The sequence below is a fragment of the Pseudomonas sp. URIL14HWK12:I6 genome (genome assembly GCF_000514195.1).
Classification (GTDB): Bacteria; Pseudomonadota; Gammaproteobacteria; order Pseudomonadales; family Pseudomonadaceae; genus Aquipseudomonas; species Aquipseudomonas putida_A.
The window spans coordinates 117,340-131,775 of the sequence record NZ_AZVL01000003.1 but is presented as its reverse complement, the minus strand read 5'-3'; the positions used below and the strand labels follow the sequence as shown (position 1 = coordinate 131,775).

At 61.9% G+C, this 14,436-nt stretch carries 11 protein-coding genes; 8 read left to right on the top strand and 3 right to left on the bottom strand.

The features are described from left to right. Positions 1-358 precede the first annotated feature (358 nt). The 7 genes from H043_RS0106565 to H043_RS0106535 all read left to right on the top strand — a co-directional run bounded on the left by H043_RS0106565 (position 359) and on the right by H043_RS0106535 (position 7,670). A complete protein-coding gene (locus tag H043_RS0106565; RefSeq protein WP_027611187.1) occupies positions 359-1,600 on the top strand; it encodes an SfnB family sulfur acquisition oxidoreductase in 1,242 nt (413 codons plus the stop codon). A gap of 23 nt (positions 1,601-1,623) precedes the next feature. After that, complete coding sequence (locus tag H043_RS0106560; RefSeq protein WP_027611186.1) at positions 1,624-2,817, top strand: SfnB family sulfur acquisition oxidoreductase; 1,194 nt, start codon at positions 1,624-1,626, stop codon at positions 2,815-2,817. After that, positions 2,817-4,175, top strand: coding sequence for an LLM class flavin-dependent oxidoreductase (locus H043_RS0106555; RefSeq protein ID WP_027611185.1), 1,359 nt, complete (start codon positions 2,817-2,819; stop codon positions 4,173-4,175). The genes H043_RS0106560 and H043_RS0106555 overlap by 1 nt, the downstream gene beginning before the upstream one ends. 125 nt (positions 4,176-4,300) lie before the next feature. Continuing rightward, complete coding sequence (locus tag H043_RS0106550) at positions 4,301-5,110, top strand: MetQ/NlpA family ABC transporter substrate-binding protein (protein ID WP_027611184.1); 810 nt, start codon at positions 4,301-4,303, stop codon at positions 5,108-5,110. Positions 5,111-5,112: 2 nt separating this feature from the next. Next, positions 5,113-6,234 carry a methionine ABC transporter ATP-binding protein gene (locus H043_RS0106545; RefSeq protein ID WP_027611183.1) on the top strand — a complete coding sequence of 374 codons (1,122 nt, stop codon included), beginning with the start codon at positions 5,113-5,115 and terminating at the stop codon, positions 6,232-6,234. Next, the gene (locus tag H043_RS0106540; protein ID WP_027611182.1) at positions 6,224-6,868 is read left to right on the top strand and encodes a methionine ABC transporter permease; all 645 of its coding nucleotides are present in this window, start codon (positions 6,224-6,226) and stop codon (positions 6,866-6,868) included. The genes H043_RS0106545 and H043_RS0106540 overlap by 11 nt, the downstream gene beginning before the upstream one ends. Before the next feature lie 172 nt (positions 6,869-7,040). Further along, positions 7,041-7,670, top strand: a complete 630-nt coding sequence (locus tag H043_RS0106535) for a bifunctional 2-polyprenyl-6-hydroxyphenol methylase/3-demethylubiquinol 3-O-methyltransferase UbiG (RefSeq protein ID WP_027611181.1) — start codon at positions 7,041-7,043, stop codon at positions 7,668-7,670. A gap of 101 nt (positions 7,671-7,771) precedes the next feature. Here the strand turns inward: H043_RS0106535 and H043_RS0106530 are convergent, their stop codons facing one another. Genes H043_RS0106530 through H043_RS0106520 form a run of 3 tightly spaced genes read right to left on the bottom strand, consistent with a single transcriptional unit; the run spans position 7,772 to position 12,986 of the window. Beyond that, positions 7,772-10,825, bottom strand: a complete 3,054-nt coding sequence (locus tag H043_RS0106530; protein ID WP_027611180.1) for an efflux RND transporter permease subunit — start codon at positions 10,823-10,825, stop codon at positions 7,772-7,774. Further along, entirely contained in the window at positions 10,822-11,886 is a 1,065-nt protein-coding gene (locus H043_RS0106525; RefSeq protein WP_027611179.1) for an efflux RND transporter periplasmic adaptor subunit, read from the bottom strand. The genes H043_RS0106530 and H043_RS0106525 overlap by 4 nt, the downstream gene beginning before the upstream one ends. Continuing rightward, on the bottom strand, positions 11,883-12,986 hold the full coding sequence (locus tag H043_RS0106520) for an efflux RND transporter periplasmic adaptor subunit (protein WP_027611178.1): 1,104 nt from the start codon (positions 12,984-12,986) through the stop codon (positions 11,883-11,885). The genes H043_RS0106525 and H043_RS0106520 overlap by 4 nt, the downstream gene beginning before the upstream one ends. 202 nt (positions 12,987-13,188) lie before the next feature. On the opposite strand from H043_RS0106520, the gene H043_RS0106515 reads away from it, so the two are divergent. Continuing rightward, positions 13,189-14,385, top strand: a complete 1,197-nt coding sequence (locus H043_RS0106515) for an AAA family ATPase (RefSeq protein WP_027611177.1) — start codon at positions 13,189-13,191, stop codon at positions 14,383-14,385. Positions 14,386-14,436 lie beyond the last annotated feature (51 nt).

The following is a 14,436-nucleotide window of genomic DNA, read 5'->3' as shown; positions in this document are numbered from 1 at the left end:
TGATTTAGCGAAACGTCGCACCGCCCCGATGGACTGCGAAGCAATCCCGTTTTTTATGACTCAGAAAAGGCCGCTGCGCGGCCTGTCGGGGATGAATCCCCTCACCACAGGTTGTATTGCCACGGCTGAGAGACTGTTAACCAACCCGACCACCGCCCCTTCTATACATATTCCTAAAAGTTAGTTTATTTAATATTTATACACGCTTAGGGTATATGAACCGGACCACCGGACATTCTTTCGTTCGCCGCACTTTTGCGGCGTTTTTCATGAGATGTGAGGTAGGTAGTATGGTCCGGAACACAATCACCCCAGTGCAGATCGCCAGGGCATTGCGTGCAGCCAAGGAGCGGCACTGATGTCCAGTCTGGCAGACGCAAATCTCCAGTCTGATCTGGACATCGCCCCACTGTTGTTGCCCGCGCAGGTTTTGCGCAACGACGCCCAAGCCATCAAGGCTGCCCACGAACTGGCGCAAGTCGCCCGCGCGCAGGCCGCCAAGCGCGACCGCCAGCGCAAGCTGCCATGGTCGGAAATCGAACAGTTCACCCGCAGCGGCCTCGGCAGCATTGCCATCCCGCGCGAATACGGTGGCCCACAGGTTTCATTCGTCACATTGGCCGAAGTGTTCGCGATCATTTCCGCGGCCGATCCGGCGCTGGGACAGATCCCGCAGAACCAGTTCGGCATCATCAATCTGGTACTCGGCAGCGCCACCGAAGCGCAGAAAAAACAGCTGTTCCAGAGTGTTCTGGAAGGTTGGCGCATCGGCAATGCGGGTCCTGAGCGCGGCACCAAAAACACCCTGGAATTGAAAGCGCGTATCACCGCCGACGGCGATGACTACGTGATTAATGGCCAGAAGTTCTACTCCACCGGCGCGCTGTTCGCGCACTGGGTGGCGGTCAAGGCGCTCAATGACGATGGCAAACAAGTGCTGGCCTTCGTCCGCCGTGGTACCCCGGGCCTGCGCATCGTTGATGACTGGTCGGGCTTCGGTCAGCGCACCACCGCCAGCGGCACGATTCTGCTGAACAACGTGCGCGTCGAGTCGAGCCTGGTCGTCGATAACTGGAAGATCAACGAGAAGCCAAACACTCAAGGCGCGGTGTCGCAGCTGATTCAGGCAGCCATCGACGCCGGCATCGCCCGTGGCGCCATCGACGATGCCATCGAGTTCGTCAAAACTCGCGCGCGGCCCTGGATCGACGCGAAGGTCGAGCACGCCAGCGATGACCTCTACGTGATCGCCGACATCGGCAAACTGAAAATCGAACTGCACGCGGCTGAAGCACTGTTGCGCAAGGCCGGCAAAGTGCTCGACCAAGTCCATGCCGCGCCGCTGACCGCCGAGTCCGCCGCCCGCGCTTCGATTGCGGTGGCCGAAGCCAAAGTGCTGACTACCGAGATTTCCTTGCTCGCCAGCGAGAAGCTTTTCGAACTGGCCGGCAGCCGCGCGACCCTCGCTGAATTCAACCTCGACCGCCACTGGCGCAACGCCCGGGTGCACACCCTGCACGACCCGGTGCGCTGGAAATATCACGCGGTCGGCGCCTATCGCCTCAACGGCACTCTACCGGCTCGCCATTCCTGGATTTAACGACCAGACATCTGGAGAAGCATATGACTTATTCTCACCCCGTCGCGGTCATCACCAGCGATGAGCAAGCCCTGATCGTCGCCAGCGACCTGGCCGAAGATTTCAAACGCGACAGTGCCGTGCGCGACCGTGAACGCCGCCTGCCACTGCCGGAGCTCGACGTATTTTCCCGCTCTGGCCTGTGGGGCATCAGCGTGCCCAAGGAATACGGCGGCGCCGGCGTGTCCAACGTGACCCTGGCCAAAGTCATCGCCCTGATCGCTCAGGCCGACGGCTCCCTCGGACAGATTCCGCAGAACCATTTCTACGCCCTCGAAGTGCTGCGGGTTAACGGCAGCCAAGAGCAGAAACAGCGGCTGTACGCCGAGGTGCTGGCCGGCCAGCGCTTCGGCAATGCTCTGGCGGAACTCGGTACCAAAACCGCCCATGACCGCGTCACCAGCCTCAAGCGTGACGGTGACGGCTATCGCATAAACGGGCGCAAGTTTTACGCGACCGGCGCGATCTACGCGCAGCGTATCCCGACCTCCGTGGTCGATGAAAATGGCGTGCAGCAACTGGCCTTCGTCCCGCGTGACAGCAAGGGCCTGACGGTGATCGACGACTGGAGTGGTTTCGGTCAACGCACCACCGGAAGCGGATCCGTAGTGTTCGAAGACGTCTACGTTGCCGCCGAGGACGTAATACCGTTTCAGAGCGCTTTCGAGCGTCCGACCACGGTCGGCCCGCTGGCGCAGATCCTTCACGCCGCCATCGACACCGGCATCGCTCGCGCCGCTTATGAAGATGCGCTGCACTTCGTGCGCAGCAAGACCCGGCCATGGATCGACTCCGGTAACGACAAGGCCACCGAAGACCCGCTGACCCTGAAGAGCTTCGGCCACTTGAGCATTCGTCTGCACGCCACCGAAGCACTGCTGGAACGCTCCGGCGAATTCCTCGACAAGGCCCAGGCCGAGACCAATGCCGAAACCGTCGCTGCCGCCTCGATTGCCGTCGCCGAAGCGCGGGCGATCAGCACCGAAATCTCGCTTGCGGCCGGCAGCACGCTGTTCGAACTGGCCGGCAGTCAGGCCACCCTGATCGAGCACGGCCTCGACCGTCACTGGCGCAACGCCCGGGTGCACACCCTGCACGACCCGGTACGCTGGAAGTATCACGCGGTGGGCAATTACTACCTCAACGATGAAAAGCCTCCGCTGCGAGGAACGATCTGATGAGCGGCGCAAAAAAGAAGATCCTGCTCAACGCGTTCAACATGAACTGCATCGGCCACATCAACCACGGCCTGTGGACGCATCCGCGCGACACGTCGACGCGCTACAACACCATCGAGTACTGGACCGAGCTGGCGCAGTTGCTGGAGCGCGGTTTGTTCGACGGACTGTTCATCGCCGACATCGTCGGCGTGTACGACGTCTACCAGAACTCGGTGGACGTCACGCTCAAAGAGTCGATCCAGTTGCCGGTCAACGACCCGTTGCTGCTGGTGTCGGCAATGGCCGCCGTGACGAAAAATCTCGGCTTCGGCCTCACCGCCAACCTCACCTACGAACCGCCCTATCTGTTCGCCCGTCGCATGTCGTCGCTCGATCATCTGAGTCGTGGGAGGGTCGGCTGGAACATCGTCACCGGTTACCTCGACAGCGCCGCCAAGGCCATGGGCCTGCGCGAACAGGTCGAGCATGACCGGCGCTACGATCAGGCCGACGAGTACCTCGAAGTGCTCTACAAACTCTGGGAAGGCAGTTGGGAAAACGGCGCGGTGCTCAATGACCGTGAGCAGCGCATCTATGCGCAGCCGGAGAAGGTGCACAAGGTCGAACACCACGGCGAGTTCTATCAGGTCGAGGGTTATCACCTCTGCGAGCCGTCGCCGCAGCGCACACCGGTGCTGTTCCAGGCCGGCAGTTCGGACCGCGGTTTGCTGTTCGCCGGGCGTCACGCCGAATGCGTGTTCATCAGCGGCCAGAACAAACCGTCGACCAAAGTGCAGGTGGACAAGGTCCGCGCCAGCGCCGTCGAAGCCGGACGCAATCCCGAGGACATCAAGGTGTTCATGGGCCTCAACGTGATCGTCGGCGCGACCGAAGCAGCCGCGTGGGCCAAGCACGCCGAGTACCTGAGTTATGCCAGCGCCGAGGCCGGCGTCGCGCATTTCTCAGCCTCCACCGGCATCGACTTTTCCCAGTACGAAATCGACGAACCGATCCAGTACGTCAAGAGCAATGCCATCCAGTCCGCGACCAAGAACCTGCAGAACAACGACTGGACCCGACGCAAATTGCTCGATCAGCACGCCCTCGGTGGCCGCTACATCACCGTGGTCGGCTCGCCTGAGCAGGTGGCGGATGAACTGGAATCATGGATCGTTGAAACGGGACTCGACGGCTTCAACCTCACGCGCATCGTTTCCCCGGAAAGCTATGTCGATTTCATTGAGCTGGTGATTCCGGAGCTGCAGCGGCGCGGGTCGTACAAGACCGCGTATGAGAGCGGCAGCTTGCGCGAGAAGTTGTTCCACGGTGAGGCGCATTTGCCTGAGCAACACACCGGTTCTTCATACCGCCGCTAAAAGCATCGCTGGCAAGCCAGCTCCCACAAGGGTCTGTGGCGTTCACAAAACCTGTGGGAGCTGGCTTGCCAGCGATGAGGCCCGACCAGACACCACAAACTTTTGCACTGACTGGAAAAATCACCATGACCCAGAAACTTCTGTCCCACCCAGTCAAAGCACTGGCCCTGGCCTTCGGCCTGTTCAGCTCAGCGGTGTTCGCCGCCGACGTTCCATTGAAAATCGGCACCACCGCCGCCTTCGCCATTCCGCTGGAAACCGCCGTCGAAGAGGCCTCCAAACAAGGCCTGAAAGTCGAGCTGGTGGAGTTCACCGACTGGATCGCACCGAACGTCAGCCTCGCCGCCGGTGACATCGACGTGAACTACTTCCAGCACATCCCGTTCCTCGAAAACGCCAAGGCCGCCTCTGGTTTTGACCTGGTGCCGTTCGCTCCGGGGATCATCAACAACGTCGGCCTCTATTCGAAAAAATACAAAAGCTTTGACGAGTTGCCTGAAGGCGCCAGCGTGGCCATCGCCAACGACCCGATCAACAGCGGTCGCGGTCTGCAACTGCTGGCCAAGGCTGGCCTGATCACTCTGAAACCGGGGGTAGGCTACAAGGCCACCGAAGACGACATCGTCGCCAACCCGAAGAAGATCAAGATTCTGCAAGTCGAAGCCGTCCAACTGGTGCGCGCCTACGATGACGCCGATCTGGTCCAGGGCTACCCGGCCTACATCCGTCTGGCGAAAACCTTCGATGCCGGCTCGGCGCTGCTGTTCGACGGTCTCGACCACAAGGAATACGTGATCCAGTTCGTCATCCAGCCGAAGAGCAAAGACGACCCGCGCCTGATCAAATTCGTCGACATCTACCAGCACTCGCCGGCCGTTCGCGCTGCGCTGGATAAGGCTCACGGCAAGCTGTATCAGGCCGGTTGGGAAAGCTGAGCATGACGGCCGCGATCCAACGGCGACTGGAGATTCCAGAGCCAGAAAATGCTGAAAAAACCGAACTGCATCCCGAGCTGAATCGCGCCCATGTGCGCTTTATCGGCCTGGGTAAAACCTACGAAGGTCGACAAGGCCCGGTGGCGGCCCTGCAAGGCATCGATCTGGCGATCCAGCGCGGCGAGGTGTTCGGCATCATCGGGCGCAGCGGCGCCGGCAAGTCGTCGCTGATCCGCACGATCAATCGTCTGGAACAACCGACTGCGGGGCGGGTGTTGATTGATCAGATCGACATCGGCGAGTTCGACGAAGACCGTCTGGTCGCCCTGCGCCGGCGCATCGGGATGATCTTCCAGCACTTCAACCTGATGTCGGCCAAGACCGTGTGGCAGAACGTCGAACTGCCGCTGAAAGTCGCGGGCGTACCGAAGGCGCAACGCGAACAGAAGGTGCGTGAACTGCTCGAACTGGTCGGCCTGCAAGCCAAGCACAAGGCCTATCCGGCGCAGCTCTCCGGTGGGCAGAAACAGCGTGTCGGCATCGCCCGCGCATTGGTGCATGACCCGGACATTCTGCTGTGCGACGAAGCCACTTCGGCGCTCGATCCCGAGACCACTCAGTCGATCCTCGGCCTGCTGCGCGAGATCAATCAGCGCCTGGGCCTGACCATTGTGCTGATCACTCACGAAATGGCGGTGATCCGCGAAATCTGCGACCGCGTGGTGGTCCTGGAACACGGGCGGATCGTCGAGCAGGGGCCGGTCTGGGAAGTGTTCGGCAATCCGCAGCACGAGGTCAGCCAGACCTTGCTCGCGCCGCTGCAACACGCCTTGCCGGAAGAACTGCAGAATCGCCTGCATGCCCAGCCGCCCTCCTCCGAGGCGGCGGTGGTGCTGCGTTTACAGTTCACCGGCAGTGCCAGCGACGAGCCGGATCTGGCGGCGCTGTTCGCCGCCCTCGGTGGACGCGTGAAGTTGCTGCAGGGCGGCGTTGAGCGGATTCAGGGCCACGCGCTAGGACAACTGTTGCTGGCGGTCAGCGGCTCGGCCCTGAGCGCCGAACAATTGCGTGAGCGCGCCGGGCAGTGGGCGCAACGAGTGGAGGTATCGGGTTATGTGGTTTGATCGTTTGCTCCAGGGTTTCATCGACACCTTCCTGATGGTCGGCGTGTCGTCGCTGATCGCGTTGCTGGTGGGGATCCCGATGGCGGTGATTCTGGTCACCAGCGACAAGGGCGGCATCTATCAGGCGCCGCTGCTCAACCGGGCGCTGGGCGCGTTCGTGAATCTGTTCCGCTCGATCCCGTTTCTGATCCTGATGGTCGCGCTGATTCCGTTCACCCGGCTGATAGTCGGCACCACGTACGGTGTGTGGGCGGCGGTGGTGCCGCTGACCATCGCCGCGACGCCGTTCTTTGCGCGGATTGCCGAAGTGAGTCTGCGTGAGGTCGATCACGGCTTGATCGAGGCGGCGCAAGCCATGGGCTGCCGGCGCTGGCATATCGTCTGGCATGTGCTGTTGCCTGAAGCGCTGCCGGGGATCGTCGGCGGGTTCACGATTACGCTGGTGACCATGATCAACTCGTCAGCCATGGCCGGGGCGATTGGTGCCGGCGGTTTGGGCGATATCGCTTACCGCTATGGTTATCAGCGTTTCGACAGCCAGATCATGTTGACAGTGATTGTGTTGCTGGTGGCGTTGGTGGCGGTGATTCAGTTGGGTGGAGATCGTCTGGCACGGGGCCTGAACAAGCGCTGATTTCAGCAGGGCTCATTCGACGCTTTTGAAACCGCTTTCGCGAGCAGTCTCGCTCCCACATTTGGAATGCGTTCCCCTGTGGGAGCGAGCCTGCTCGCGAATGGCTGCGCAGCAGCCCCAGACCTGATGGCGTATATTCGGCAAATCCTCATTGCCCGCGCAGCCCTCGACCATGAAGCAAACGCCCTCCGATCTGGAACAGATCACCGCCACCACCCTCGGCCACTACAACTCGGTGGCCGAAGACTTCCGCGAAGGCACCCGCGACCACGATGTCAGTCAGAACATCGACGCGCTGCTACGGCATATCCACGGCACTGCGCCGTTCACGATTCTCGATTTCGGCTGCGGCCCGGGCCGCGACTTGCAGACGTTCACCCGCCTGGGCCATGTCGCGGTCGGCCTCGACGGCGCGGAAAAATTTGCGCAGATGGCCCGCGAAGACAGTGGCTGCGAGGTGTGGTGCCAGGACTTTCTGAAACTCGATCTGCCAGCCGAGCGCTTCGACGGGATCTTCGCCAATGCAGTGCTGTTTCATGTGCCGTTGCAGGAATTGCCGAGAGTGCTCAAGCAGTTGCATGGCACGCTGAAACCGGGCGGGGTGTTGTTCAGTTCCAATCCTCGCGGGGATAACCGTGAGGGCTGGAACGGGCCGCGTTATGGCTCATATCACGACCTGGAGGCGTGGCGCGGGTTGCTGACGGCAGCGGGGTTTGTCGAGCTGGAGCATTACTACCGGCCGGCGGGATTGCCGCGCGAGCAGCAGCCTTGGCTGGCCAGTGTCTGGCGTAAATCTGCGTAGTCAGTTCTGACGCCTTCGCGAGCAAGCCCGCTCCCACAGTTGGAATGCGTACCTCCTGTGGGAGCGGGCTTGCTCGCGAATAGAGTGCGCAGCACTCGCTTTTAGCGGGTCTCTTTCTGCGGTTCGCGAATCTTGTACCAGGCCACATACAGCGCCGGCAAAAACAGCAGGGTCAGCAACGTCGCCACCACGATCCCGCCAATCATCGCGTAAGCCATCGGCCCCCAGAACACTTCCCGGGCAATCGGAATCATGCCCATGCTCGCCGCCGCCGCGGTCAGCAGGATTGGTCGGCGGCGGTGCTCAGTCGCTTCCACCACCGCATCCCATGGCGCAGAGCCGTTGCGCTCGAACTCATCGATCTGCGTCACCAGAATCACCGAGTTGCGGATGATGATGCCGATCAGCGCCAGAATCCCGAGAATCGCCACGAAGCCCATCGGCGTACCGGTGGGCACCAGCGCCAGCACCACGCCGATCAGCCCCAGCGGCGCGACACTCGCCACCAGGAACATCTTCTGCACGCTGTGCAGCTGGATCATCAGGAAGGTCGCCATCAAAAACAGCATCAACGGCAGCACCTTGGCGATCGGTCCCTGGGCCTTGCCGCTTTCCTCGACCGTACCGCCGGTGGCGACTTTGTAGCCGACCGGCAGTTTTTCAGCGAAGGCATCGATCGACGGCTTGAGCAGTTTCACCAGGTCGGTCGGCTGGATCTCGTCACGCACCGAAGCCTTGATGGTGATGGTCGGCAAACGGTCGCGACGCCACACCAGCGGCTGCTCAAGCTCATACCGCACGGTGGCGAAGGCCAGCAGCGGAATCGACGTGCCGTTGGGTGTGACGATCTGCAGGTTCTGCAGGGTTTCCGGCGTGCCGCGTTCCGAGTTCACCGCCCGGCCGACCACGTTGATCAGGTAAATGTCGTCGTTGACCTGGGTCAACGGCGAGCCGCTGACGATGCTGTTCATCAACTTCGCCACATCTTCCGAGGACAGCCCGAGCTGACGCGCCTTGTCCTGGGCGATGTCGATGCGCAGGACTTTGCCCGGCTCGTTCCAGTCGTAAATGATCTCGCCGATGTGTTCGTTCTTGTCCAGCTCGGTCGCCAGATCGATGGCGTGCTTGCGCACCTGATCGATGTCCTTGCCGCTGACCCGATACTGAATCGGACGTCCCACCGGCGGGCCCATTTCCAGCGCCTGCACGTAACTGCCGATGCCGACGAAGTCTTTGTGCAAACGCTCGCGCAGGCGTTGGCTCAGCGCCTCACGGGCCTCGAAATCCTTGCTGACGATCACCAGTTGCGCGTAGTACGGGTTCTGCAATTGCTGGTCGAGCGGCAGGTAGAAACGGATCGCACCCTGACCGATGTAGGTGCTCCAGCGCACGATGTCCGGATCGCCCTTGAGCGTGGCTTCGAGCTTGTCCACGGCCTTGCGGGTTTCGTCGATCGAGGCGTTTTGCGGCAGGTTCAGGTCGACGAGAATTTCCGGGCGATCCGACGAAGGGAAGAACTGATTCTGCACAAAGCGCATGCAGAACACCGCCAGCACAAACAGCAGCACGGTGATGCCGATCGCCCACCAACGATTGCGCATGCACCACAGCAAACCACCGTTGAACGCCCGACCGATGCGGCCCGGCTCGGCTTCATGGGGCTTCACGTTGGTGCTGAGGATGTGCACGCCGATCACCGGCGCAAAGAATACCGCCACCACCCACGACACCAGCATCGCCACCGCGATCACCGCAAACAGGGTGAAGGTGTACTCGCCGGCGGAGCTGGCGTTGAGGCCGATGGGCACGAAACCGGCGACAGTCACCAGCGTACCGGTAAGCATCGGGAACGCCGTCGAGGTGTAGGCGAACGTCGCCGCCTGTTCCTTGGTCTCACCCATTTCCAGGCGTGTAACCATCATCTCCACAGTGATCATCGCGTCGTCCACCAGCAGGCCGAGGGCGATGATCAGCGCACCGAGGGAAATCCGCTGCATGGTGATGCCGCTGTATTCCATGAACACGAAGACCATCGCCAGCACCAGCGGAATCGAGCACGCCACCACCAGCCCGGCGCGCACGCCGAGGCTGATGAAGCTGACCACCAGCACGATCACCACCGCTTCGAACAGCGCACTGGTGAAACCGCCGACCGCCTCTTCCACCACCACGGCCTGATCGGACACCGTATGGACGCCGACGCCAACCGGCAAATCAGCGGTGATCTGGTCGATCCGCTGGTGCAGCGCCTTGCCGAATTCCTGGACGTTACCGCCCTTCTGCATGGCAATCGCCAGACCGATTGCCGGCTTGCCGTCGAAACGGAATTCCGGCGTGGCCGGGTCGACGTAACCGCGACTGATGTCGGCGACATCGGCCAGACGATAGAAGCGGTCATTGAGCTTGAGATTGACCTCGGCCAGATCCTTCTCCGAAGCGAACTGCCCCGAGGTGCGCACCGAAATGCGCTCCGGGCCGGCCTCGATCACCCCCGCCGGGGTCACGGCGTTCTGCGATTGCAGGCTCTGCACCACCTGACGCTGGTCGATGCCCAGCGCGGCGAGCTTGCGGGTGGAGAAGTTCAGGTAAATCACTTCGTCCTGCTGGCCGATCATTTCGATCTTGCCCAGCCCCGGGACGTTGCGAATCTCGGCGCGGGCCTGCTCCACATAGTCGCGCAACTGGCGCATGGTCAGGCCGTCGGCGGTAAACGCGTAGACCGAGCCGTACACATCGCCAAACTCGTCGTTGAACCCGGGGCCTTGAATGCCCTGGGGAAACTGGCCGCGAATGTCATCGATCTTCTTGCGCACCTGGTACCAGATTTCCGGGATGTCCTTGGCGCTGGTGGTGTCGCGCAGGTACACGTAAACCGTCGATTCGCCGGGGCGCGTGTAGCTTTTCACGTAGTCGAGGGAGTCGAGCTCCTCGAGTTTTTTCTCGATGCGGTCGGTAACCTGTTTGAGGGTTTCCTCCTGGGTCGCACCCGGCCATTTGGTCTGGATGACCATGGTCTTGATGGTAAACGAGGGGTCTTCTTCGCGGCCCAGATTGAAATACGAAAACACCCCCATCAGCAGCGCGACGAACATCAGGTACCAGACAAACGACTGATGCTTGAGGGCCCATTCGGAGAGATTGAAAGAGCCTTTCATTGACTGTCCTCGTCGAGTTTCACGGCTTGTCCGGGTTTGAGACTGTTAACGCCTGCGGTGACCACCTGCTCGCCGGACTTGACCCCGCCGGCCAGCACCACCGTGCCGTCGGTGCGGCTGATCACGCTGACGTCACGGGGCGCGACGGTTTTGCTTTGGGTGTCGATCACCCAGATGCGGGTCTTGCCGTCGGCTTCCTGCAGGGCGGTGGCAGGTAATTCGATGCGCGGCTTGATCGCTGAACTGAGGGTCACGCTGATCGCCGTGCCGAGGCGGAAACCGTCCGGCGTGTTGGCCAGGGTCAGCCGCGCGCGGCGGGTGCGCGTGGCGCTTTGGGCCTGCGGTTCGATTTCGCGAATAATTGCGGTGGTGTTGATGCTCGGGTCGAGTTGCCCGGCCACCAGAAACACCACGTCGGAAGGAATTTCATCGACCAGTGTGTCCGGCAGATCGATCACCGCTTCCTTGATGTCCGGTTGCGCCAGGGTCACCACTTGCTGACCTGCTGTCACCACTTGACCGGCCTCGGCATTCCACGCGGTGACCACAGCTTTGTGGTCGGCGCGCAATTCGGTGTAAGCGAGTTGATCCTGGCTCTGGTTGACCGCCGCCCGCGCCTGATCGAGCGAGGCCTGAGTGGTTTTCAGGTCGGTGGTGGCGATGTCCAGTTGCGCCTGCGCGCCAACCCCGCGATCGAACAGCGCCTGCTGCCGACGGGCATTGGCCTGGGCGTTGATCAGTTGCGCCTGGACCTTGGCCAGGTCGCCTTGGGCCGAACGCAACTGGTTCTGCTGATCGGACGGGTCGAGGGTCGCCAGCAGCGTACCCTTTTGCACCTCGGCGCCGACATCGACGTTGCGACTGGCAATGCGCCCGCCGACGCGGAACCCGGTGTTGCTCTCGTAACGCGCCTGAATGCTGCCGGCGAAACGCCCGAGGGTTTCCTCGTTCAGCGCCTGTACCTTGATCGACAATACCGGCCGAACCGGCTCCGGCGGTGGCTCGCTTTTCGAGCAGGCGGCCAGCAGCACACCAATGGACAACAGCCCCAGACGCTTCATGGCTGCGCTCCCGGTTGCAGACCTTCGTAGGTGTTTTCGGCGATTTCGACTTTCATGCCCGGGTGCAGCAGTTGCCCACCCGCGACAATCACTTTCTCACCGCCCTTGAGGCCGTCGCTGATGATGACCTTGCCGATCAGGTAGCGGCTGACGGTGACGTTGTGCAGCTGCGCTTCGCCCTTGTCGTCAACCATCCACACCGCCGGATCGCTGATGTTTTTGGTCAGCGCCGACCACGGCAATTCCACCGCCGACTTGCCGCTGCCCTTGGCCGTGGCGCTGACCACCGAGCCGAGCTGCATGCCCTGCGGCAGGCTGTCGAGGGTGACCTTGACTTGCACCGTGCCGGACTGCGCCGACACCGCCGGGGTGATTTCACGCACCGTGCCGGTGGTCTTGATCGCGGGGTTGTCGAGCAGGCTGACGACAATCGAACGCTCCGCCGGGCGCTCAGCCAGCAACGACTCATAAACGTTGAACACCGCGTCACGATCGCCATCGCGGGCCAGTTTGAAAATCGGCGCGGTGGCCTGGACCACCTGGCCGACTTCAGCCTGGCGCTCAGTGATGATGCCGGGGGCGTCAGCGATCAGCGAGGTGTAACTGAGTTGATCCTTGGCATTGGCCAGTTGCGCCTGCGCCGCGCTCAGGGCGCTCTGGCTGCTGCGCAAGGCGGCTTGTGCGGAATCGAATTCGCTCTGGCTGGTGTAGCCCTTGGGCAGCAGCTTCTGCTGACGCACGAACGCCGCCGCACTCTGCTTGACCCGCGCCTGTTCGGCGATGACCTGGGCTTGCGCGGAATCGACGTTGGTCTGCAAATCCTTGGGATCGAGCTTGGCCAGTACCTGTTTGGCGCTGACCCGGTCGCCGACATCGACCATGCGCTGAATGATCTTGCCACCGACCCGGAACGACAGTTCGGTCTGCACCCGCGCCTGCACGTCACCGGTGAGAGTCACGGCAGCGGCATAGTCCGCCGGTTTGACCTCTTGCACAAAGACCCGTGGCAGGTACTCCGCCGGGGCTTCTTTCTTGCCGCAAGCGGTCAGCAACGTGAGCAGGCTCAGCACGACAACTGTTTTCAATCCGGGACTCGCCATGCAGACTCCTTCCTGTGTACGAACGTGCAAGTGACGATACGACTGTGAGCTTAGAACAGGGTTCAACGTTCGCCTGCGTGATCTCCATATTTCCCCTGTAGGAGCTGCCGCAGGCTGCGATCTTTTGACTTTACAAAAGCAAGATCAAAAGATCGCAGCCTTCGGCAGCTCCTACAATGGTCGCCTCAAGAGAAGGATTTTCATGCTCAAGACCCTCGCGGTGGCCAATTACCGCTCGATCAACAAACTGGTGATTCCGCTGGGCCGGCTGAACCTGATCACCGGCCCCAACGGCAGCGGCAAGTCCAATCTCTATCGGGCCTTGCGCCTGCTGGCGGAGACCGCCCAGGGCGGCGTGGTCAATGCACTGGCCCGCGAGGGCGGGCTGGATTCGACGTTCTGGGCCGGCCCGGAAACCATCAGCCGGCGCATGCGCAACGGCGAAGTGGCGGTCGAGCCGACGGTGCGTCAGGGCGTCAAACGTCTGCGCCTGGGGTTTGCCGGCGAGGATTTCAGCTATTCGATCAGCCTCGGATTGCCCGACTCCAACGGACATTTCATGCTGCCGGGGGACACTCATCCCAGCCCCTCGCGCTTCAGTCTCGATCCGCAGATCAAACGCGAATGCATCTGGGCCGGACCGCTCTATCGTCCGGCCAGCCTGCTGGTGGATCGCAACGGCCCGATGATTCGCGCCCGCGAAGGCCGCAGCTGGGACGTGCTGGCACAGCACACGCCGAATTTCGACAGTCTGTTCGATCAGATCGGCAGCCTGCGCAGTTCGCCGGAAGTGTTCCAGATGCGCGAGTTCATTCGCCGCTGGCGCTTCTACGATCACTTTCGCAGCGACGCCGACGCCCCGGTGCGCCAACCGCAACTGGGTACGCGCACGCCGGTGCTGCACCACGACGGTCGCGACCTCGCCGCAGCCCTGCAGACCATCAATGAAATCGGCGACCCCGAGGCGTTGCAGGCGGCGATCAGCGACGCGTTTCCCGGCGCACGGCTGAACATCGCACCGCTGGCCGGCGGACGCTTTGCCATCGAGTTCTTTCAGGAGGGGTTGCTGCGGCCATTGTCGGCGGCAGAGTTGTCGGACGGCACGCTGCGTTATCTGCTGCTGATCGCCGCGCTGTTGACGCCACGCCCGCCGTCATTGATGGTGCTCAACGAACCGGAAACCAGTCTGCATCCGGATCTGTTGCCGGCGCTGGCGCGCTTGATCATTCGCGCATCGCAGGCTTGTCAGGTGTGGGTGGTGTCCCATGCGCGACGGTTGATTTCGGCGTTGCAGGAAGATCCCGAATGCAACTGCATCGTGCTGGAGAAGACACTGGGGCAGACCGGAATTGTTGGCCAGCGGGTGCTGGATGAGCCGGCGTGGAACTGGCCGGATTGAGCGGCACCTGAGCGAGCCCTTTCGCGAGCAAGCTCGCTCCCACAGTTGGAA

Coding starts and splice junctions, on each gene's coding strand:
- H043_RS0106535 (WP_027611181.1), top strand. CDS start 7,041: ATGAAGCAAACGCCCTCCGATCTGGAACAGATCACCGCCACCACCCTC.
- H043_RS0106530 (WP_027611180.1), bottom strand. CDS start 10,825: ATGAAAGGCTCTTTCAATCTCTCCGAATGGGCCCTCAAGCATCAGTCG.
- H043_RS0106540 (WP_027611182.1), top strand. CDS start 6,224: ATGTGGTTTGATCGTTTGCTCCAGGGTTTCATCGACACCTTCCTGATG.
- H043_RS0106515 (WP_027611177.1), top strand. CDS start 13,189: ATGCTCAAGACCCTCGCGGTGGCCAATTACCGCTCGATCAACAAACTG.
- H043_RS0106550 (WP_027611184.1), top strand. CDS start 4,301: ATGACCCAGAAACTTCTGTCCCACCCAGTCAAAGCACTGGCCCTGGCC.
- H043_RS0106560 (WP_027611186.1), top strand. CDS start 1,624: ATGACTTATTCTCACCCCGTCGCGGTCATCACCAGCGATGAGCAAGCC.
- H043_RS0106525 (WP_027611179.1), bottom strand. CDS start 11,886: ATGAAGCGTCTGGGGCTGTTGTCCATTGGTGTGCTGCTGGCCGCCTGC.
- H043_RS0106555 (WP_027611185.1), top strand. CDS start 2,817: ATGAGCGGCGCAAAAAAGAAGATCCTGCTCAACGCGTTCAACATGAAC.
- H043_RS0106545 (WP_027611183.1), top strand. CDS start 5,113: ATGACGGCCGCGATCCAACGGCGACTGGAGATTCCAGAGCCAGAAAAT.
- H043_RS0106565 (WP_027611187.1), top strand. CDS start 359: ATGTCCAGTCTGGCAGACGCAAATCTCCAGTCTGATCTGGACATCGCC.
- H043_RS0106520 (WP_027611178.1), bottom strand. CDS start 12,986: ATGGCGAGTCCCGGATTGAAAACAGTTGTCGTGCTGAGCCTGCTCACG.